General features: G+C 70.1%; 16 protein-coding genes. 7 read left to right on the top strand and 9 right to left on the bottom strand.

Annotated features, from left to right (window positions below; genetic code table 11):
• Positions 1 to 64: 64 nt before the first annotated feature.
• From ACFQY2_RS00335 to rocD, 6 genes are all read left to right on the top strand, one after another.
• Positions 65 to 3,820, top strand: a complete 3,756-nt coding sequence (locus ACFQY2_RS00335; protein ID WP_378743593.1) for a proline dehydrogenase family protein — start codon at positions 65 to 67, stop codon at positions 3,818 to 3,820.
• 220 nt (positions 3,821 to 4,040) lie between these two features.
• Entirely contained in the window at positions 4,041 to 4,451 is a 411-nt protein-coding gene (locus ACFQY2_RS00330) for a hypothetical protein (RefSeq protein ID WP_378743592.1), read from the top strand.
• Positions 4,451 to 4,666 (top strand): helix-turn-helix transcriptional regulator, encoded by a 216-nt coding sequence (locus ACFQY2_RS00325; protein ID WP_378743591.1) that lies wholly within the window; start codon positions 4,451 to 4,453, stop codon positions 4,664 to 4,666. Before ACFQY2_RS00330 ends, ACFQY2_RS00325 begins: the two co-directional genes overlap by 1 nt.
• Position 4,667: 1 nt before the next feature.
• A complete protein-coding gene (locus tag ACFQY2_RS00320) occupies positions 4,668 to 5,660 on the top strand; it encodes an NAD(P)-dependent alcohol dehydrogenase (RefSeq protein ID WP_378743590.1) in 993 nt (330 codons plus the stop codon).
• A gap of 150 nt (positions 5,661 to 5,810) precedes the next feature.
• Positions 5,811 to 6,674 (top strand): dimethylargininase, encoded by an 864-nt coding sequence (ddaH, locus tag ACFQY2_RS00315; protein WP_378743589.1) that lies wholly within the window; start codon positions 5,811 to 5,813, stop codon positions 6,672 to 6,674.
• Positions 6,671 to 7,870, top strand: a complete 1,200-nt coding sequence (gene rocD / locus ACFQY2_RS00310; RefSeq protein ID WP_378743588.1) for an ornithine--oxo-acid transaminase — start codon at positions 6,671 to 6,673, stop codon at positions 7,868 to 7,870. The genes ddaH and rocD overlap by 4 nt, the downstream gene beginning before the upstream one ends.
• Positions 7,871 to 7,924: 54 nt before the next feature.
• On the opposite strand, the gene ACFQY2_RS00305 is transcribed toward rocD, so the two are convergent.
• From ACFQY2_RS00305 to ACFQY2_RS00285, 5 genes are all read right to left on the bottom strand, one after another.
• A complete protein-coding gene (locus tag ACFQY2_RS00305) occupies positions 7,925 to 8,107 on the bottom strand; it encodes a hypothetical protein (RefSeq protein WP_378743587.1) in 183 nt (60 codons plus the stop codon).
• A gap of 86 nt (positions 8,108 to 8,193) precedes the next feature.
• A complete protein-coding gene (locus ACFQY2_RS00300) occupies positions 8,194 to 10,071 on the bottom strand; it encodes a BCCT family transporter (RefSeq protein ID WP_378743586.1) in 1,878 nt (625 codons plus the stop codon).
• A 54-nt stretch (positions 10,072 to 10,125) separates the two neighbouring features.
• Positions 10,126 to 10,614, bottom strand: coding sequence for a GbsR/MarR family transcriptional regulator (locus tag ACFQY2_RS00295; RefSeq protein WP_378743585.1), 489 nt, complete (start codon positions 10,612 to 10,614; stop codon positions 10,126 to 10,128).
• A gap of 106 nt (positions 10,615 to 10,720) precedes the next feature.
• On the bottom strand, positions 10,721 to 12,331 hold the full coding sequence (locus ACFQY2_RS00290; protein WP_378743584.1) for an ABC transporter permease: 1,611 nt from the start codon (positions 12,329 to 12,331) through the stop codon (positions 10,721 to 10,723).
• Positions 12,328 to 13,302 carry an ATP-binding cassette domain-containing protein gene (locus tag ACFQY2_RS00285; RefSeq protein ID WP_378743583.1) on the bottom strand — a complete coding sequence of 325 codons (975 nt, stop codon included), beginning with the start codon at positions 13,300 to 13,302 and terminating at the stop codon, positions 12,328 to 12,330. The genes ACFQY2_RS00290 and ACFQY2_RS00285 overlap by 4 nt, the downstream gene beginning before the upstream one ends.
• A 122-nt stretch (positions 13,303 to 13,424) precedes the next feature.
• On the opposite strand from ACFQY2_RS00285, the gene ACFQY2_RS00280 reads away from it, so the two are divergent.
• Positions 13,425 to 13,955, top strand: coding sequence for a hypothetical protein (locus tag ACFQY2_RS00280; protein WP_378743582.1), 531 nt, complete (start codon positions 13,425 to 13,427; stop codon positions 13,953 to 13,955).
• 29 nt (positions 13,956 to 13,984) lie between these two features.
• Here ACFQY2_RS00280 and ACFQY2_RS00275 read toward each other — a convergent pair whose 3' ends face one another.
• The 4 genes from ACFQY2_RS00275 to ACFQY2_RS00260 all read right to left on the bottom strand — a co-directional run bounded on the left by ACFQY2_RS00275 (position 13,985) and on the right by ACFQY2_RS00260 (position 17,863).
• Entirely contained in the window at positions 13,985 to 15,538 is a 1,554-nt protein-coding gene (locus tag ACFQY2_RS00275) for a molybdopterin-dependent oxidoreductase (RefSeq protein ID WP_378743581.1), read from the bottom strand.
• A gap of 186 nt (positions 15,539 to 15,724) precedes the next feature.
• A complete protein-coding gene (locus tag ACFQY2_RS00270) occupies positions 15,725 to 16,030 on the bottom strand; it encodes a hypothetical protein (protein ID WP_378743580.1) in 306 nt (101 codons plus the stop codon).
• Positions 16,031 to 16,079: 49 nt separating this feature from the next.
• On the bottom strand, positions 16,080 to 17,426 hold the full coding sequence (locus tag ACFQY2_RS00265) for an MFS transporter (protein ID WP_378744993.1): 1,347 nt from the start codon (positions 17,424 to 17,426) through the stop codon (positions 16,080 to 16,082).
• A gap of 5 nt (positions 17,427 to 17,431) precedes the next feature.
• Entirely contained in the window at positions 17,432 to 17,863 is a 432-nt protein-coding gene (locus tag ACFQY2_RS00260; RefSeq protein ID WP_378743579.1) for a MarR family winged helix-turn-helix transcriptional regulator, read from the bottom strand.
• Positions 17,864 to 17,892 lie beyond the last annotated feature (29 nt).

Here is a 17,892-nt window from a genome sequence, read left to right as displayed (position 1 = left end):
GCGGTTCGCGCGCCACCAGGGCGATCATCTGCTCGCGCGAGCACTCGAGACCTACGCTGGGAGCATGCCTGAGCAGTCATCGACGTCACCCGGTTCCCGCCTCGCCGACGCGGCCGTCGAACTCGCCCGCGCCTGGGTGCACGAAGCGGCATCCGCGGCCGTGGACCCCGCCGCCGAACGACTCGCCGGCGTGCTGCACGATCCGAACGGCCTGCCGTTCACCCTGGGATTCGTCGACGGCGTGATGCGTCCCGAGAGCATGACCGCGGCGGCGGCCAATCTGCATCGCGTGGCCTCGCTCGCGCCGGGATTCCTGCCCTGGTACCTGCGCGGTGCGGTTCGGCTGGGCGGCGGCATCGCCCCCGCGCTCCCGCTGCCCACGGTGCCCATTGCGCGCCGGGTGCTGCGGGAGATGGTCGGCCACCTCATCGTCGACGCGCGGCCGGAGAAGCTCGGGGCAGCGCTGGAGCGCATCCGGCGCCCTTCGATCCCCACGCCCCACTCCGAACGTCGCTTCGCGCCATTCGGAGCCTCGGGGGCGCGTGGGCCCGGCTCGGGGACTGTGACAGGCTCGGGGACCGCGAGCTCGTCGGCGACACCGCGACTGAATCTGAACCTGCTGGGCGAGGCGGTGCTCGGTGAGGCGGAGGCGAAGCGCCGACTCCAGGGCATTCACGATCTCATCCGCCGGGACGACGTGGACTACGTCTCGGTCAAGGTGTCGGCCATCATGAGCCGCATCTCCATGTGGGCGTTCGGCGAAGTCGTCGACGCGGTCGTGGAGCGGCTGCTTCCGCTGTACGCGACGGCCGCATCGAACGGGACCTTCATCAACCTCGACATGGAGGAGTACAAGGACCTCGACCTGACGATCGCCGTGTTCACCCGCATCCTCGAGGACCCGCGACTGAAGCGCAGCGACGCCGGCATCGTGCTGCAGACCTATCTTCCCGACGCGCTTCCCGCGCTGCGCGAGCTCACCGCCTGGGCGCGCGAACGCGTGGAGCACGGTGGGTCGCCCATCAAGGTGCGGCTCGTCAAGGGCGCGAACCTCGCCATGGAGAAGGTGGACGCGGTCATGCACGGCTGGACCCAGGCTCCGTACGGGTCCAAGCTCGACACCGACGCGAACTACCTTCGCTGCCTGGACGAGGCCTTCCAGCCACGCAACACCGCAGCCGTGCGCATCGGCGTCGCCGGGCACAATCTCTTCGACATCGCCTACGCGTGGCTCCTGGCCGGCGAGCGCGAGGTGCGGGACGCGATCGAGTTCGAGATGCTGATGGGCATGGCGCAGGGCCAGGTCGCGGCCGTGTCGCGCGTGGTCGGCCCCGTGCTGCTGTACGTGCCGGTCGTGCACCCGCGCGAGTTCGACGTCGCGATCAGCTATCTCGTACGACGACTGGAGGAGAACGCCTCCACCTCCAACTTCCTCTCGGCGGCCTTCCATCTGGCCGACGATCCCTCACTCTTCGAACGCGAGCGGCTGCGGTTCGTCGACTCGGTGCGCCGCAGCGGCGATCACTCTCTGCGCACCGGGGCCAGGAGAACGCAGAACCGCGCCGCTCCTCTGCACGAGTCCGTCCGCCCGCAGAAGCACATGCAGGAACAGGACGAAGACCTCACCGGTATCGTGCTCGACATCGCGCGGGGATCGGATGCCGACGGAGACCCGTTCCTGCAGACCGCCGTCTATTCGCGGCAGGAGCTGGTGGGCACCGCCTCCGGGGCGCCCGGCTTCAGCAACACGGCCGACAGCGACCCGTCGCTCGCCGCCAACCGCGATTGGGCTCGCGATATCTTCTCCCGCATCGCCGAGCCGGAGGCATCCCGTCTCGGCCTCGCGACGCTGAAAGCCGCCAAGGTGGACGATGAGGAGGTGCTGGCGCAGATCGTCGCCCGGGTCCGGGGCGCCGCTTCCTCCTGGGGCGGACGACCGGCGGGCGAGCGCGGCGAGGTGCTGCTGCGCGCAGCCGCTGCGCTGGCCGAACGCCGTGCGGAGTTGATCGAGGTCGCCGCGATCGAGACGGGCAAGGTGTTCGCCGAGGCCGACATCGAGGTCAGCGAAGCGGTCGATTTCGCCAAGTACTACGCGGCCACCTGCCGTGAACTCGACCGCGTCGCGGGCGCCAGGTTCGAACCGGCGCGGGTGACCGTGGTCACTCCGCCGTGGAACTTCCCCCTCGCCATCCCGGCCGGGGGAGTGCTGGCCGCGCTCGCCGCCGGTTCGGGCGTCGTCTTCAAGCCCGCGCCTCAGGCGCGCCGATGCGCAGCTGTGATCGCCGAGGCGCTCTGGCAGGCCGGCGTCCCGCGGGATGTGCTCGTCCTCGCCGATGTCGAGGAGGGCGCACTGGGGCGGCAGCTCATCTCGCATGCGGACGTCGACAGGGTGATCCTCACCGGTTCCTGGGACACCGCGGCGCTGTTCCGCTCCTGGCGGCCGGAGCTGCCTCTGCTGGCCGAGACCAGCGGCAAGAACGCGATCATCGTCGCGCCCACGGCCGACCTCGATCTGGCTGTCGCAGACATCGTGCACAGCGCCTTCGGGCACGCCGGGCAGAAGTGCTCGGCGGCGTCGCTGGCGATCCTGGTCGGCCCCGTCGGGCGTTCCCAGCGCTTCGCCCGGCAGCTGGTGGATGCCACCCGTTCGCTGCGCGTGGCCTGGCCAGGCGACCCGACTGCGGAGATCGGTCCGGTCATCGAGAGGCCGCACGGCAAGCTCGCCTGGGCGCTGAGCGCACTGGAGGACGACGAGAAGTGGCTAGTCGCGCCGCGCGCGCTCGACGACAGCGGCAGACTCTGGAGTCCGGGGATCCGCGTCGGCGTGCGGCCCGGATCGCGCACGCACCTCGAGGAGTTCTTCGGCCCGATGCTGGGGATCATGCACGCGCCGTCCCTCACCGCGGCCGTCGAACTGCAGAACGCCGTCGACTACGGGCTCACCGCCGGTCTGCACACCCAGGACCCCGGCGATCTGGCCCTCTGGCTCGAGAACGTGCAGGCCGGCAACCTGTACGTGAACCGCGGCATCACGGGGGCGATCGTGCAGCGGCAGCCGTTCGGAGGCTGGAAGCGGTCGTCGGTCGGCCCCGGTGCGAAGGCCGGCGGGCCGAACTACCTGATCGGGCTGGGCACGTGGCGCTCGCAGCCGCGCGGACGGGCGTCGAGCACTCTGCATCTGCGGGGACTGGATGCTCGAATCTCCGGGCTGATCGAATCCGCCCAGTCCTCGCTGGATTTCGAGGCGTTCGAATGGCTGCGCCAGGCGGCGCTGTCGGATGCCGTCGCGTGGGACCGCGAGTTCGGTCAGGTGCGCGACGTGTCGCAACTGGGCGTGGAGCGGAACCTGTTCCGGTACCGGCCCTTGCCGGTGGGCGTGCGCGCGACGGCGGATGCCGGGTTGCACGAGGTGCTGCGGGTGGTGATCGCCGGCATCCGCTCCGGTGCCGACTTCTTCGTATCCGTGCCCGAAGGGGTGCCGGCCGGGGTGCGAGCGGAACTCGGAGCTCTGGGCGTCCTCGTCGCGGTCGAGAACGACGAGGAGTGGATCCAGAGGATCGTGAGGCGGGCAGACGCCGCGGAGGACGGCGGCACCGCCGCACCGGAACGGGTGCGCCTGGTCGGCGGGCGCGATCGCGTCGCGGATCTGCACCTGACGCTCTCGGACGCCGTCCAGGGGGACCCGGACCTCGCGGTCTACGCCGACGAGGTGACCTCCGCAGGGCGCATCGAGCTGCTGCCGTTCCTGCACGAGCAGGCGATCGCCATCACCGCACACCGCTTCGGCAATCCCGATCCGTGGAGTGCAGCGATCATCTGACCCGGTGCGGCGCGGGTGGTCCCGATCCACTCGCACCGGCTTGCCCACCCCCGGCTGATCTGTCCGACCCAGGTCGCGATGGATGCCGCTGTGACGGCGCCTGGACGGCATCTGTTGCGACGTGGAGTGTCGCCTTGCGCGCTGTGTAAAAGATTCTTGACATCACGACGAAGTGCCCGATACGCTCAATGTAAATAATCTTTGACATTCAGGGGAAGTCATGGTCTATCACGAGCGGGCCGCCTGGGCAGGACTGATCGCGTCGTTGGTCACGGTCGGCGTGTACATCGGATCGGTGCGAGGAGCGGATGCCTGGATCTGGCCGATGGTCTGGGCGATCGGTATCGGCATCGGGCTCAGCATCCTCATCACGATCATCTGGGGGATCGTGGTCGGCATGCGAGACAAGGAGGATGCCACGGCATCCGACCTGCGCGATCGAGACATCGGTCGCATGGGCGGGCGGGTGGAGCAGGCCTTCCTCGTCATCGCCGGGCTCGCGGTGATCGTGCTGTGCGCGATGGGCGCCGAGCTGTTCTGGGTCGCGAACACGATGTTCGCCGGCTTCGTGGTCGCTTCCATCGTCGGCGGCGTCGCCCGCGTGATCGCCTATCGGCGCGGCCTCACCTGATGGTCAAGCCGACCCGCGTCACCAACAGCATCCGCGCGCACCGCGAGGCGCAGGGCATCACTCAGGCCGAGCTCGCACGCCGCATCGGCGTGACACGGCAGACGCTGCTCGCCATCGAGGGGGAGAAGTACTCGCCGACTCTCGAGCTCGCCTTTCAGATCGCCCGGGAGTTCGGCGTCGCGCTCGACGACGTCTTCCAATACCCGGAGGGATGACATGACCATCTCCACCCAGAGCATGACCGCGTGGGTCCAGGACGGCTACGGCCCGGCGTCCGCCACCCGCCTCGCCGAGCGCGACGTGCCCGCACCCGGCGCCGGCGAGGTGCTGCTGCGGGTGCGCGCCACCGCGTTGAATTCCGGCGACATCCGGGTGATGCGGGGCGAGCCGAGACTCGTGCGCCTTGTCTTCGGGCTGACCGGACCGCGCAATCGCGTCCGCGGCATGGACGTGGCGGCCACCGTCGTCGCCCTCGGAGACGGCGTGACGCATGCCACCGTCGGCGACGAGATCGTCGTCGAACTCCTCGGCGGGGGCGGCCTCGCCCCGTTCGCCGTCGCACCCGCCGACCGTCTGGTCGCCAGGCCTGCAGACGTCGACCCGGATCGTGCGGCGTGCCTGCCGATCGCGGCCGGCACCGCCTGGCAGGCACTGGAGCTCGCCAGCATCCGCGACGGCGGCCGCGTGCTGATCCTCGGAGCATCAGGCGGTGTCGGCACCTTCACCGTGCAGCTGGCCGCCCACCGCGGCGCCGAGGTGCACGCGACCTGCGGCGACCGCAACCGCAGGCTGGTCCAACGACTCGGCGCTACCGTGGTCCTGCCGCGGGACCAGCAGGCGAGCGGTCTCGCCGAGGGCTTCTATGACGCGGTGATCGACCTGGTCGGCACGGCCCGGCTGCGTGACCTGCAGCGCGCGACCCGTGACGGCGGCACGATCGTGCTCGTCGGCGGTGACGGCACCCGAGTGCTCGGACCGATCGGCCGGATGCTGCGCGCCGTCATCCTCTCGATCGGCTCGCGCCGCCGCATCCGTCCGCTGGCCGCGGTCGCCAAGGCAGACGTGCTGCGCGAACTGCTCGCGCTCGTCGGTGCGGGATCGATCGAGCCGGTGATCCAGCGGACGTATCCGTTCCACGAGGCCGGCGCCGCGCTCGCTCACGTCGAAGCCGGGCACACCGCCGGCAAGGTCGTCGTCAGGGCATCCTGAGCACCGATACTGGCGTCAGCGGCCACGGGATGCAAAAATACAAGTGGTGTGCCTGTGTCGCATCTTCCCCGCGCCTCGCAGAGGTGATCGGGTCGAACTTCCGCCAGGCCCATGGACAGCGTCCGCCGCACCTTCACGAGGAGCACTCACATGTCCACGCCTGAAACCGCGACCGCACCCGCCACCACCCGGATCGCCCACCACCGCCGCTACCTGATGTGCAAGCCGACGCACTTCACGGTCGAGTACAAGATCAACCCGTGGATGGAGCCCGCGACGCCCACCGACACGGCCAAGGCCGTCGCCCAGTGGCAGGAGCTGTACGACCTCTACCGGCAACTCGGCCACGAGGTCGAGCTGATCGAGCCGCTCGCCGGTTTCCCCGACATGGTCTACACGGCCAACGGCGGATTCACCATCGGAGGCCGTGCCTACGTGCCGGAGTTCTACTACGAGCAGCGTCAGGGTGAGTCGCCGGCGTTCGCCGAGTGGTTCCGCGCCAACGGCTTCGACACGGTGATGCCGAAGGAGATCAACGAGGGCGAGGGCGACTTCCTGCTGGCCGGCGATGTGATCCTCGCCGGCACCGGCTTCCGCTCCGTCGGCGACAGCCACCGCGAGGTGCACGAGGTGTTCGGCCGCGAAGTCATCACCCTCACGCTCGTCGACCCGCGCTTCTACCACCTCGACACCGCGCTGACGGTGCTGGATCCGGTGGTCGAGGAGGGCCGGACGGCGGGCATCGCCTACCTGCCCGGCGCGTTCGACGCGGCATCCCGCTCTCTTCTCGAAGAGCGCTTCCCCGACGCGATCCTCGTCGCCGATGAGGACGGCGCCGTGTTCGGTCTGAACTCGGCCAGTGACGGCTACAACGTGATCATCTCGCCGCGTGCGACCGGCTTCGAGAAGCAGCTGCGCGAGCGCGGCTACAACCCGATCACGGTCGACCTGTCCGAGCTGCTGCTCGGCGGCGGGGGCATCAAGTGCTGCACGCTGGAGCTGCGGGGGGCATGATGACCACGTCGATGCCGATGAATCCGGAGCCGCACGTCGCGGAGAACTACGCGCCGCTCGCGGTGGAGATCGCCGGCGCCGAGGGCGTCTGGGTGATGGATGCCGACGGCAGGCGCTACCTCGACCTGCTGGCCGCCTATTCGGCCGTGAACTTCGGCCATCGGCATCCGAGCATCGTCGAAGCGCTCACCGACCAGCTCGCGCGGGTCACGCTCACCAGCCGCGCGTTCCGCAACGACCGGCTCGAGCCGTTCGCCGAGGCGCTCGCGCGCCTGTGCGGCAAGGACCTCGTCCTGCCGATGAACACCGGCGCCGAAGCCGTGGAGACCGGCATCAAGGTCGCCAGGGCCTGGGGCTACCGGGTGAAGGGCATCGCTCCCGGGCAGGCGAGGATCGTCGTCGCCGCGGGCAACTTCCACGGCCGCACGACCACGATCGTCGGATTCAGCGACGATCCGCAGGCCCGCGAGGGCTTCGGTCCGTACGCTCCGGGCTTCGATTCGGTGCCGTTCGGCGACGCCGATGCCATTGCCGCCGCGATCACCGATGACACCGCCGCCGTGCTGGTCGAGCCGATCCAGGGCGAGGCAGGGGTGATCATCCCGCCGGACGGCTACCTGCGCCGCGTCCGCGAGATCTGCGATGAGCGGAACGTGCTGTTCATCGCCGACGAGATCCAGTCCGGTCTGGGCCGCGTCGGCGAGACGTTCGCGTGCGACCGCGAGGACGTGGTGCCCGACCTGTATCTGCTGGGCAAGGCGCTGGGCGGGGGCGTGCTGCCCGTGTCGGCCGTCGTCGGCGACCGCGACGTGCTGGGCGTGATCCGTCCCGGCGAGCACGGCTCGACCTTCGGCGGCAATCCCCTCGCGGCAGCAGTGGCGCTGAAGGTCGTCCGGATGCTGGAGACCGGCGAGTTCCAGGAGCGCGCCCGTCGACTCGGAGCACATCTGGAATCCGCTCTGCAACCCCTCATCGGCCAGGGGGTCACGAGCGTGCGGATCGCCGGGTTGTGGGCCGGCGTCGACATCGACCCCGCGCGCGGCACCGGGCGAGAGATCGCCGAGAAGCTCATGGATCGCGGCGTGCTCGTCAAGGACACGCACGGTCAGACCGTGCGCATCGCCCCGCCGCTGGTCATCCGCGCCACCGAGCTGGATTGGGCCGTCGAGCAACTGCGACTGGTGCTGGAGGGCTGAAGCCGCTCCGGCCTGCCGGCCCGCTCGGGCCCAGGCCGCTCGGGCTCAGGCCGCTCAGATCGGAGCGTCCTCGACGCTGCCGGGATGCCCGTCGGGTGCGGTGTTGTGCTCGGGGTTGTCCTCGGGGGCTCCGGTGTGCGCTCCGGCATCGTCCGGGAGGTCCGCCGTCGGCAGGTCCGCCGTCGGGGTGTGCGGATGCGTTCCGGCATCCTGTTCGCCGTCATACCGCTCGTTCATGCTCCCGATGGTAGATCCTGCCCGGGAGCGGCGGCCAGGGCTTGACATCCCGGTGCGGCACGGTCGCCATCGCCCGTGCCGCACAGTCAGTCCCTCAGGAACGGACCCGTGTCCTGCTGCGGCACGTCGGGGTCGTCGAGACCTGCGAGCTCGTCCTCGACGACGAGGCCGTCGACGTCCAGCGTCGACGGCGACGCGTCGCTGTGGCTTTCGGACGAGAGAGCGGTGTTCGTGATCCGGATCGGGTCGGTCGGGGCGACCGGAAGACCGAACCGGCGCTGCAGCCGCCGCATCCACCGCGGCTGCGCCCCCAGCAGCCCTTTCTCGTCCAGTGACTCGACCTCGAGGCCGTAGTACTCCCCGATCCGGTCGATGAACTGTGCCCGCTCGGCCCTCGCATACGCCCGTCGTTCGCGGGTGAACGCGACCACCGTCGACCAGCACATCAGCAGCATCACGATGCTGAACGGCAGCGCGATCGTGATGGCCGCCGTCTGCAGCGCGGTCAGACCGCCGGACAGCAGGAGGGCGATGGCGAGCAGGGCCGTGACGGCGACGAAGACCGTGCGGACCCAGCGCTTGGGCTCCGGCTCGCCGCCGGTGGCGATCATGCCCATCACAAGCGCGCCGCTGTCGGCCGAGGTGATGAAGAAGATCGCCAGGAGCACGATCGCGCCGACGCTGACGACCGCTGCACCGGGCACGTTGTTCAGCATCGCGAACAGGGCGCCCTCCAGATCGACCGAGCCGTCCTCGGCGGTGAGGGCCCCGGGGTCGGCCAGCTCCATGGCCAGCGCCGAGCCGCCGAGCACCGAGAACCACAGCACGCCGATGAGAGTCGGCACGAGGATGACACCGACCACGAACTCCCGCACCGTGCGCCCCTTCGACACACGGGCGATGAAGATCCCGACGAACGGCGCCCAGGAGATCCACCACCCCCAGTAGAAGGACGTCCACGACGCCTGCCACTGCTCGCCGGCAGCGCCCTGGAATGCGCTGACGTTGAAGGAGAGCCCGATGAAGTTCTGGACGTAGTAGCCGAGGGACTGCACGAAGTCGCGCAGCAGGAACTCCGTGGGGCCCACGGCCAGCAGGTACAGCACGAGCAGGCCGGCGAGCACCAGGTTGAAGTTCGACAGCCACTTCATGCCCCTCGTGACGCCGGACAGCACCGACATCAGCACGAACACCGAGATGATCAGGATGAGCACCACCTGTGTGGCCTCGTTCGGGTCGGCGAGTCCCGCCGAGTGCAGCCCGGCGCTCATCTGCAGCACGCCCAGACCCAGTGAGGTGGCCACGCCGAACAGCGTGCCGACGAGGGCGATGACGTCGATCGCGTGGCCCCAGCCGCCTTCCACGCGCTTGCCGAGCAGCGGCTCCAGCGTCCACCGGATCGAGACGGGGCGACGCCGACGGTGGATGGCGTAGGCGAGCGCGAGTCCGATCACCACGTAGATCGACCAGGCGTGCACGCCCCAGTGCAGGTACGTCTGTCCCAGAGCGGCCTGGGCCAATTGCTCCGGCGTGCCCGAGACCCCCGGGCGGGGGGAGGTGAAGTGCGACAGCGGCTCACTGACGCCGTAGAAGACCAGACCGATCCCCATTCCGGCGGCGAACAGCAGTGAGAACCAGCTCATCAGTGAGAACTCGGGCTCCTCGTCGTCGCGGCCGAGCTTGATGTCGCCGAATCTGCTGAAGCCGAGGAACAGGCAGAACGCGACGAAGAAGGCGGCGATCAGCACGTAGTACCAGTTGAAGGCGTTGACGATCGTGGTCTGGATGCCCAGGAAGAGCTCTTCGGCGATGCGCGGCGCCAGCAGAGCGAAGCCGGCGAACGCGACGACGATCACCGCCGCGGGCCAGAACACCCACCTCAGGACCTGCGGTTCTCGCTGTCGTGCCGTGCCCGTGCCGGGCACGGCTGCCTTCGAATCCGACTCGCCGGCGTCTGCGTTCATGCAGTCCACGGTAACCATCGACGACCGTGCACGACAGGGCTTGCGCTTCGGGCCTCAGTGCGCGAGTCTGCGCTCCGCACGCAGCGTCTCCCACTCGTCGATCAGCTGCGGCATGCGCTGAGCCATGAACCGGAAGAACGCGGCCATCTCGTCCGCCCGGTCGCGCGCCCCGTGGTCGTCCGCGTGCGCGGCGCCGATCTCATCGATGTACCCGGCCAGTCGCTCGTAGACGGGGGAGTTGCTCGCCAGCATCGCGTACCAGGCATCCGAGATGATCTCGTAGTGCGCGAGGCGCCGGTCCGGCCGCGAGATCCGACGGATGACCTGCACCGTCTGCAGGTAGCGGACGGCGCCCGACACCGCGGCGGCGCTCACGCCGAGCCGTTCGCCGAGCTCGGCGGCCGTGTACCCGCCGGCGGGCGCGGCGATGAGCGCCATCAGGATGCGCGCCGGCATGCGGGGAAAGCCCAAGCCGGTCATCACGGCGGCCGCGCTCTCCGCGGCGTCCACCGCGCGATGCGGTTCGGTGTCATCGCGGGTCATGCTGTCATCCTTTCATCGCCCGTCGGCCGGCGTGCACGTGCGCCGCCGGTCCGCCTCCGTCCTCGCGCAGCCGGACCGGCGGGGTGGCAGGGGCGCACCGCCGGTCCTAGTCCGCCGGGTGCAGCTCGCGGCGGCGCATCAGGGCGACCGACGCCGCTGCCGCGGCCACAGCGACGAGCAGCAGCCACCACAGGCCCTTCACGTCCACCCCGCCTGCGCCGAGGGTGGGCGCCTGCGCGAACGGCGACAGGCGGACGAGCCACTCCGGCAGCGAGAAGAGCGGTCCGAGGATGCCGACCATCAGAGCCACCAGCACCAGCAGCCAGCCCACGACGATCGTCGCCCGCGGTGCCAGCACGAAGACGAGGGCGGTCGCCGCGAGGAACACGCACGCCGCCGCGACCTGGCCGATCCCGGCCAGCACGGCATCCTGCATCAGCGACCAGCGGCTCCGGGCTGCTCCCAGCGCCGAGCCGGCCAGCGCCGCGGCCACGGTGAGGACGACGGTCAGGAGCGCCACCTGAAGGTAGCCGCCCAGCCACCGCACCCGGTCCACGGCGGATGCGAGAACGGGCTCGGCCGTGCCGTGCACCTCCTCCTGCCGGGCGCGGATGACGGTCTGGACGGCCGCGCACGCCGCGAGAACGCCGACCACCAGATAGAAGATCACCACCATCCCCTGCTCCAGACCGCCGTTGGTTGTCAACGCCTCGAAGATCTTCTGCACCGATTCGATCTTCGTGCCGATCTCGTTCACCACGGACGCCAGGCTCGTCGCGAGCAGGCCCGCCAGGAACGCGCCGATCGCCCAGCCCAGCGCGGCGCCACGGGTGAGGTGCCAGACCAGACCCGCAGGGAAGCCGAGGGACGTCGGAGCCCAGGCGCGCCCGCGTCGTTGCGGCACGACGCCCTCGCCGAGGTCGCGCACCGTCTGCACCGCCGAGGCGATCACCGTCAGGACGATCCCCGCCATGATGCCGATCAGCGCCGGCCAGACGATGTTCTCGTCATAGGGGCGGGTGTTCTCCGCCCACCCGAACGGCGACAGCCACGTCAGCCATCCGCTCCGCATCCGCGTGAGATCACTGCTGGGGGTGCCGAGTGCGTTGCCGAGGCCCGCCATCGCATATGCCGCCACGAGCACCCAGGCGGCCAGCGAGTTCGCGCCGCGCGAGGTGCGCATCAGCTGGGCGGCGAGGAATCCCGCACCCAGGAAGAACAAGCCGACGGATGAGACGGCGAGCCCCGAGATCCACGATCCTGCCGCCGGGTATCCCGAGCCCGCGTACACGGCGGCCACCAGCAGCCCCAGCACGGCGTTCGCGGCGACGCCGTACAGGATGGTGGCGGTCAGCGGCGTGAAGCGGGCCGCCGGAGTCGCGGAGATCAGCTCGGCGCGCCCCTGCTCCTCCTCGGCTCGGGTGTGCCGCACCGCGAGGAGGGTGTTCATGAAGCCGGCGAGCATCGCCAGAAAGGGAAAGATGAGGAAGAGCGCGACCTGGGGTGCGCTGGGGCCGGAGGGCAGGCCGCGGAACATCAGGATCACCGGGTTCGCCATCACCGTCGCCAGCACCGTGGCGCGGTCGGCTTCCGTGGCGAACGACTCCTCGACGCCGCCGACGGCGGCTGCCGCCAGGGCCGTCGTGCCGAGGATCCACAGCGGCAGCTGGACGCGGTCGCGTCGCAGTCGCTGGCGCAGGAGCGGGGAGATCATCATGATGCGTTTCGTCTGCTCCGCTCACGACGCGTGCGCGGATCCGTCGATCCGCCGTCGATGCTCTCCCCTGCATCCAGGTCGTCGCCGTAGTGCCGCAGGAACAGCTCCTCCAGCGACGGCGGCCGGATCCGCAGCCCCTCCACACGACGGTTCGCGAGCTCCGGCAGCAGTGCGGTCACGCTGTCGCTGTCGATCGTGAAGCGGGCGCGCCCGTCCAGGACCGTCGCGTCGCGGGCTTCCGGGATGCCGGCCACCGCGTCGTCGGCGACGGCATCGAACGAGATCTCCGTGCGGGTCAGATGCCGCAGTTCGGCGAGCGTGCCGGTCTCGACGATGCGGCCCGCGCGGATGATCGAGAGCCGATCGCAGAGCTGCTCGACCTCGCTCATGATGTGGCTGGAGAGCAGGACGGTCGCCCCGGCTGACCGCACCCGGGCGATCTCCCGACGGAACATGACCTCCATGAGCGGGTCCAGACCGCTGGTGGGCTCGTCGAGGATGTACAGCTCGGCGGGCACCACGAAGGCGGCGATCAGCGCGACCTTCTGACGATTGCCCTTGGAATACGAGCGGCCCTTCTTGTGCGGATCGAACTGGAACGCCTCGAGAAGGCGCTGCCTCTCCGCGCGGTAGCCGGGGTCCTTCGTGTTCGCGCCGCGCAGTCGGGCGAGCAGATCGATCGCCTCTCCGCCGGACAGGTTCGGCCAGACGCTCACGTCGCCGGGCACGTATGCGACGCGACGGTGAATCGGCACGGCGTCGCGCCAGGGATCCAGACCGAAGACACGGGCCTCGCCGTCGGTGCGGCGGGCCAGACCCAGCAGGATGCGGATCGTGGTGGACTTCCCCGCGCCGTTGGGGCCGAGGAACCCGTGCACCTGGCCCGCCTGCACGTCGAGGTCCAGGCCGTCGAGTGCGCGTACTCGGCCGTAGGTCTTGGTGAGACCGCGTGCGCTGATGGTGGTGCTCATGGCCAGGACGCTACACCGACTTCACGAATTTGTGAAGCAGGTGAAGCGGAGATCTCGCCAGACCCCGGTGGACCGCGCCTAGGATCGAGACAGACCGCGTCGCGGTCGAGGAGGAGATCACCGTGGCTGCAGCCTTCGACCCCAGGCGGGAGATCCCCGAGACGGTCGGCACGACGTTCCGCCCGACGCGGGATGCGTCGGAGACGGATGCTTCGCCAGGAGGCGTGCGCCGGCCCCGCGATCTGGTCGACCGGCCCGAGATGTTCGGCCTCTGGGGCAAGCCCATGCGGGCCGCGCCCGGTGTGGACCCCGCCGACGCGGCGTTCATCGCCGCGAACGTGCAGCACTGGGTCGCCAACGCCATCCGCGAGGAGGTCGCGATGAGCCTGTCCAATCTCGCGACGCTGCTGCCGAGCCTGGACCCCACCTCGCCGGAGATGACGTTCGATCACATCGCGCAGGTGCGCCGCGGTGAGATCCCGATGACGCTCACCGACCTGCTGGTCTGGTCGCGACGGTTCGAGGCCGTGCGCGACATCGTCACCTCGACGCTGGCCGACAGACCGCACGCGGGTACGCGGATGTCCCCACCCGCCGACGAGGGCATGGGCCCGGTGATCAGCACCAGCCGCGCGAAGGCATCCGGCGCCTGACGGAGGCGCTGGCCGCCCGCATCCTTCCGTCAGCCGACGGTCACGGGGATGGTGTGCCAGCCGCTCGCGCCGTTCGGCGCTGGTGAGGCGTACTGATCCGTCTGCGTGCTCCCGTCGCCGCCGATCGCGCGGCAGCGGATGCGATGGTCGCCGGGCTTCGCACGCCACGGCATCCGCCACTGCACCCAGGTGTCGGACGAGATCGCGGGGGCGAGCTCCGCCCCCTGCCACGGTCCGTCGTCGACCTGCACTTCGACGCCCGAGATGCCGGTCTGCGGCTGCCACGCGACGCCGGCGATCACGGAGTCGCCCGCCTGGACGTCACGGCCCGCCCGGGGGACGTCGATGCGGGACTGCAGCTTGATCGGTCCGCGTTCGGACCAGCCGCGGTCGGTCCAATAGGCGCGCGCCTTGTCGAAGCGCGTGACCTCCAGGTCGGTGACCCACTTGGTCGCCGAGACGTACCCGTACAGCCCCGGCACGACCATCCGCACCGGGAAGCCGTGCGCGAGGGGGAGGGGCTCGCCGTTCATGCCGATCGCCAGCAGCGCGTCACGGGCATCGGTGAGCGCCTCGATCGGCGTGCCTGCGGTGAAGCCGTCGATCGATGTCGACAGCACCATGTCGGCATCCGCGAGCGGCTGCGCCTTCGCGAGCAGATCGCGGAGCGGGTATCCGAGCCAGACGGCGTTGCCGACCAGGTCGCCGCCGACCGGGTTCGACACGCACGACAGGGTCACCGCCGTCTCGGTCAGAGGCAGTGCGCGTAGTTCGTCCCAGGTCAGTGTGACCTCCTGCGCGACCATCCCGTGGACGCGCAGCTTCCAGTCCGCAGGATCCACCGTCGGTACGATCAGGGCGGTGTCGATGCGGTAGAACTCGTCGTTCGGTGTGACGAGCGGTGCGAGCCCCGGCACATCGAGTGCGGCTCCGACCGGTAGCGCCGGTGCCGGCTGCGCCGCGCGCGGCAGACGGATCGCGTCGCGCACGGATGCCACCGCCGTGGCGCCGGCGCGCGCGATCGAACCGGCGAACGCCATCGCCGCGCCCACGGCGGCCGTACCGCCGGCCCAGATGAGGAACTGCCGACGCGAGGGCGCTCCCACCCCTTCGCCGACGTCGCGCGGTGGTGCGTTCCGCACGAGCAGGCGCACCGCGATCGCGGCCACCGCGCCGGCGAGAACCGAGGGCAGCCAGGACAGTGTCCCGGCTTCCGGTCGTGTGAGGGCGAGGATGCCGACGATCGCGCCGATCGCCGCGAACGCGATCACGCCCGATCGTGGCCAGCGCGCCTGGCATGACCCGGCGACGGCGGCGACGATGACCAGGACGATGCCGATGCCGACCAGCAGCGCCGCCTTGTCGGAGGTGCCGAACCAGGCGATCGCGGTGTCCTTCGCCCAGGCCGGCGCGGCATCGATCAGCGCGCCGCCGACGACCGCGAAGGGACGGGAGGCGGGGGCCAGCAGTGCGCCCGCCAGCTCGCCGGTACCCGCGCCGACGAAGGCCGCGGCGATGCCCGCGGACGCGGCAGCCCAGGGGGCGGTGGCGACCCCCCTGCCGTGGCGGGCGGAAACGATCATGATGTCAGGCTACGAGCATCCCTTCCCGGCGCGGTCGTCGGTCGACGACTCTCGGCCGACACACAGCGATGCGCCCGTTGCGTCGTCCGGAGCCTCGAGGCGCATGACGGCGTGTCGTCGGCCGACACGCGGTCGCGGAGAAGGATGCTCCGGGCGGCGGCACGCACTGCAGGACGCAGCGGGCGCTCAGGCCGGGGTGTCGTCGGGGTCGAGCGCCTTCAGGGCATCCTCCTCGACGGCGGTGTCGGCTTCGAGCCGCTCCTCGGTGCTCCGATCGCCGCCGAGCGGTGCCCTCTCATCGGCCGCATCGCCGGAGTCGTCGACCGCCTCGCCGGAGTCTGACCCGGACGTATCCGGGTCAGAGCCCCGATCCTCGACGTGCGGCACGTCCGGCCGGTCCTCACCGTCTCGCGGCTCACCGCTTCCCTGCGGATCCTGGCCGGGAGTGTGGGGACGCTGACCGGCGTCCTGGGGTTCTCGAGCACCGTTCATGAGACGACCGTACGACGCCGGCGCTCCTGACCCACAGGCCATTGACAACTCACCGCCGGCGGTGGTCCTTGCGGCGCCGGGGCGCATGGATGGGAATCGTCGAGGTCGTACGGTCGTCGAAGGAGACCGGATCCATCGCGCGGATCACGGACAGCGGCCTGGTCTCATCCAGCGTGAGCAGGAACCGGGTGCGCTCGTGACGGTGCAGTCGGCCCGACCACAGCATCCACCCGACCCCGATCGCGCCGGCGAGGATCCCCGCGAAACCGCCGACGCTGATGGCCGCGCGCGGTCCGAAGGTGTCGGCGACCCAGCCCGCGATCGGCGCGCCGATCGGCGTGGAGCCCATCACCACCGCCATGTAGAGGGCGAGCACGCGCCCGCGCAGCGCAGCATCCGTCGTGGTCTGCACGTACCCGTTCGCGGTCGTGAGCATCGTCACGGTCGAGAACCCGACGAAGATCAGCACCGCCGCATACGACCAGTAGGAGGGCATCAGGGCGGAGATGAGGGATGCCGCACCGAACCCCGCCCCCGAGATCACGATCACCCGCACGCGGGCGCGGTCGCGCCGAGCCGCGAGGAGAGCGCCGACCAGCGATCCGATGGCGAGCACGGAGCTGAGCAGCCCGTATCCGTCGGCCCCCTGACGGAACTCCAACGCCATGGTCGAGGCGAAGATCGGGAAGTTCATGCCGAAGGCGCCGATCAGGAACACCATGATGAACACGACCATCAGGTCGGGTCTGGTGAGCACGTAGTGGAAGCCCGCGGCCAGTCCTGCGCTGTTCTTGCCTCCCTTGACCCGCGGGTTCAGTTCGTTCCGGCGGATCAGCAGCAGGGCGATCAGCATCGCGAGGAAGGTGACGGCGTTGGCGACGAAGACCCATCCGGAGCCGAGTGCCACGATGGCCAGGCCGCCCACTGCCGGGCCGATCAGGCGCGCCATGTTGAACGAGGCGGAGTTCAGGGCCACGGCGTTGGAGGTGTCCTCCCGGCTGACCATGTCGGACACGAACGCCTGCCGTGCCGGCGCGTCGAACGCGTTCGTCACACCGAACGCCGCGGCGAAGCAGAACATCAGGGGCAGCGTCATGACGCCGGTGAGCAGCAGCGCAGCCACGCCCAGCGCCAGCAGCATCAGGATGGACTGCGTCGTCAGCAGGACCTTGCGGCGGTCGAAACGGTCCGCCACCCAGCCTGTCACGCTCACCAGCACGAGAGGCGGCCCGAACTGCAGCGCCATGGTGGCGCCCATCGCCGCGGCGTCGTTGTCGGTCAGCTCGGTGAGCACCACCCAGTCCTGGGCCGTGGCCTGCATCCAGCCACCGATGTTGGAGATGACGGCGCCGATGAACCAGGTGCGGTAGTTGAAGGTGCGGAACGACCGGAACATCGCGCTCATGCTCCCGCCACCTTTCTCAGGACGGCGGCCGCCTCGCGCAGCACCGCGAGCTCATGCGGGTCGAGGTCCACCTCGGTGATCATGTCGGCCAGCACCTCATCGCGGCGGCGGATGGTCGCCGCGACGATCTTCTCCCCCTGCTCGGTGATCTCGACGTACACGCGCCGCCGGTCATCCAGGTCGGGCACCCGCACCACCAGCCCCAGCTCGGCCAGGCCGTTGACGGTCGCGCTCATGGTCGGGGCGGTCACCCGCTCGTGCTCGGCGAGGCCGGAGATCGTACGCCTGCCGTGCGCGCGCAGCGCGCCCAATGCGGCGAGGTGGGCGTCGCTCATCGCGTCGACGGCGCGCACACGACGCAGCAGACGCGTGAGACGGAACAGAGCGAAGCGGAGTTCGGAGGCAGTGGCGGAGAGTTCTTCGGTCATTACTTAGTTAGTCTAACTAAGTTCCGGCC

Source organism: Microbacterium sp. GCM10027623 (genome assembly GCF_042666935.1).
Taxonomy (GTDB): domain Bacteria; phylum Actinomycetota; class Actinomycetes; order Actinomycetales; family Microbacteriaceae; genus Microbacterium.
The sequence above is the reverse complement of the archived record's forward strand: the minus strand, read 5'-3'. Positions and strand labels throughout refer to the sequence as shown.

Bases quoted from the DNA above. Each gene is read 5' to 3' on its own strand.
- rocD (WP_378743588.1), top strand. From the start codon at position 6,671: ATGATGACCACGTCGATGCCGATGAATCCGGAGCCGCACGTCGCGGAG.
- ACFQY2_RS00265 (WP_378744993.1), bottom strand. From the start codon at position 17,426: ATGTTCCGGTCGTTCCGCACCTTCAACTACCGCACCTGGTTCATCGGC.
- ACFQY2_RS00295 (WP_378743585.1), bottom strand. From the start codon at position 10,614: ATGACCCGCGATGACACCGAACCGCATCGCGCGGTGGACGCCGCGGAG.
- ACFQY2_RS00260 (WP_378743579.1), bottom strand. From the start codon at position 17,863: ATGACCGAAGAACTCTCCGCCACTGCCTCCGAACTCCGCTTCGCTCTG.
- ACFQY2_RS00320 (WP_378743590.1), top strand. From the start codon at position 4,668: ATGACCATCTCCACCCAGAGCATGACCGCGTGGGTCCAGGACGGCTAC.
- ACFQY2_RS00335 (WP_378743593.1), top strand. From the start codon at position 65: ATGCCTGAGCAGTCATCGACGTCACCCGGTTCCCGCCTCGCCGACGCG.
- ACFQY2_RS00325 (WP_378743591.1), top strand. From the start codon at position 4,451: ATGGTCAAGCCGACCCGCGTCACCAACAGCATCCGCGCGCACCGCGAG.
- ACFQY2_RS00300 (WP_378743586.1), bottom strand. From the start codon at position 10,071: ATGAACGCAGACGCCGGCGAGTCGGATTCGAAGGCAGCCGTGCCCGGC.
- ddaH (WP_378743589.1), top strand. From the start codon at position 5,811: ATGTCCACGCCTGAAACCGCGACCGCACCCGCCACCACCCGGATCGCC.
- ACFQY2_RS00275 (WP_378743581.1), bottom strand. From the start codon at position 15,538: ATGATCGTTTCCGCCCGCCACGGCAGGGGGGTCGCCACCGCCCCCTGG.
- ACFQY2_RS00285 (WP_378743583.1), bottom strand. From the start codon at position 13,302: ATGAGCACCACCATCAGCGCACGCGGTCTCACCAAGACCTACGGCCGA.
- ACFQY2_RS00270 (WP_378743580.1), bottom strand. From the start codon at position 16,030: ATGAACGGTGCTCGAGAACCCCAGGACGCCGGTCAGCGTCCCCACACT.
- ACFQY2_RS00330 (WP_378743592.1), top strand. From the start codon at position 4,041: ATGGTCTATCACGAGCGGGCCGCCTGGGCAGGACTGATCGCGTCGTTG.
- ACFQY2_RS00305 (WP_378743587.1), bottom strand. From the start codon at position 8,107: ATGAACGAGCGGTATGACGGCGAACAGGATGCCGGAACGCATCCGCAC.
- ACFQY2_RS00290 (WP_378743584.1), bottom strand. From the start codon at position 12,331: ATGATGATCTCCCCGCTCCTGCGCCAGCGACTGCGACGCGACCGCGTC.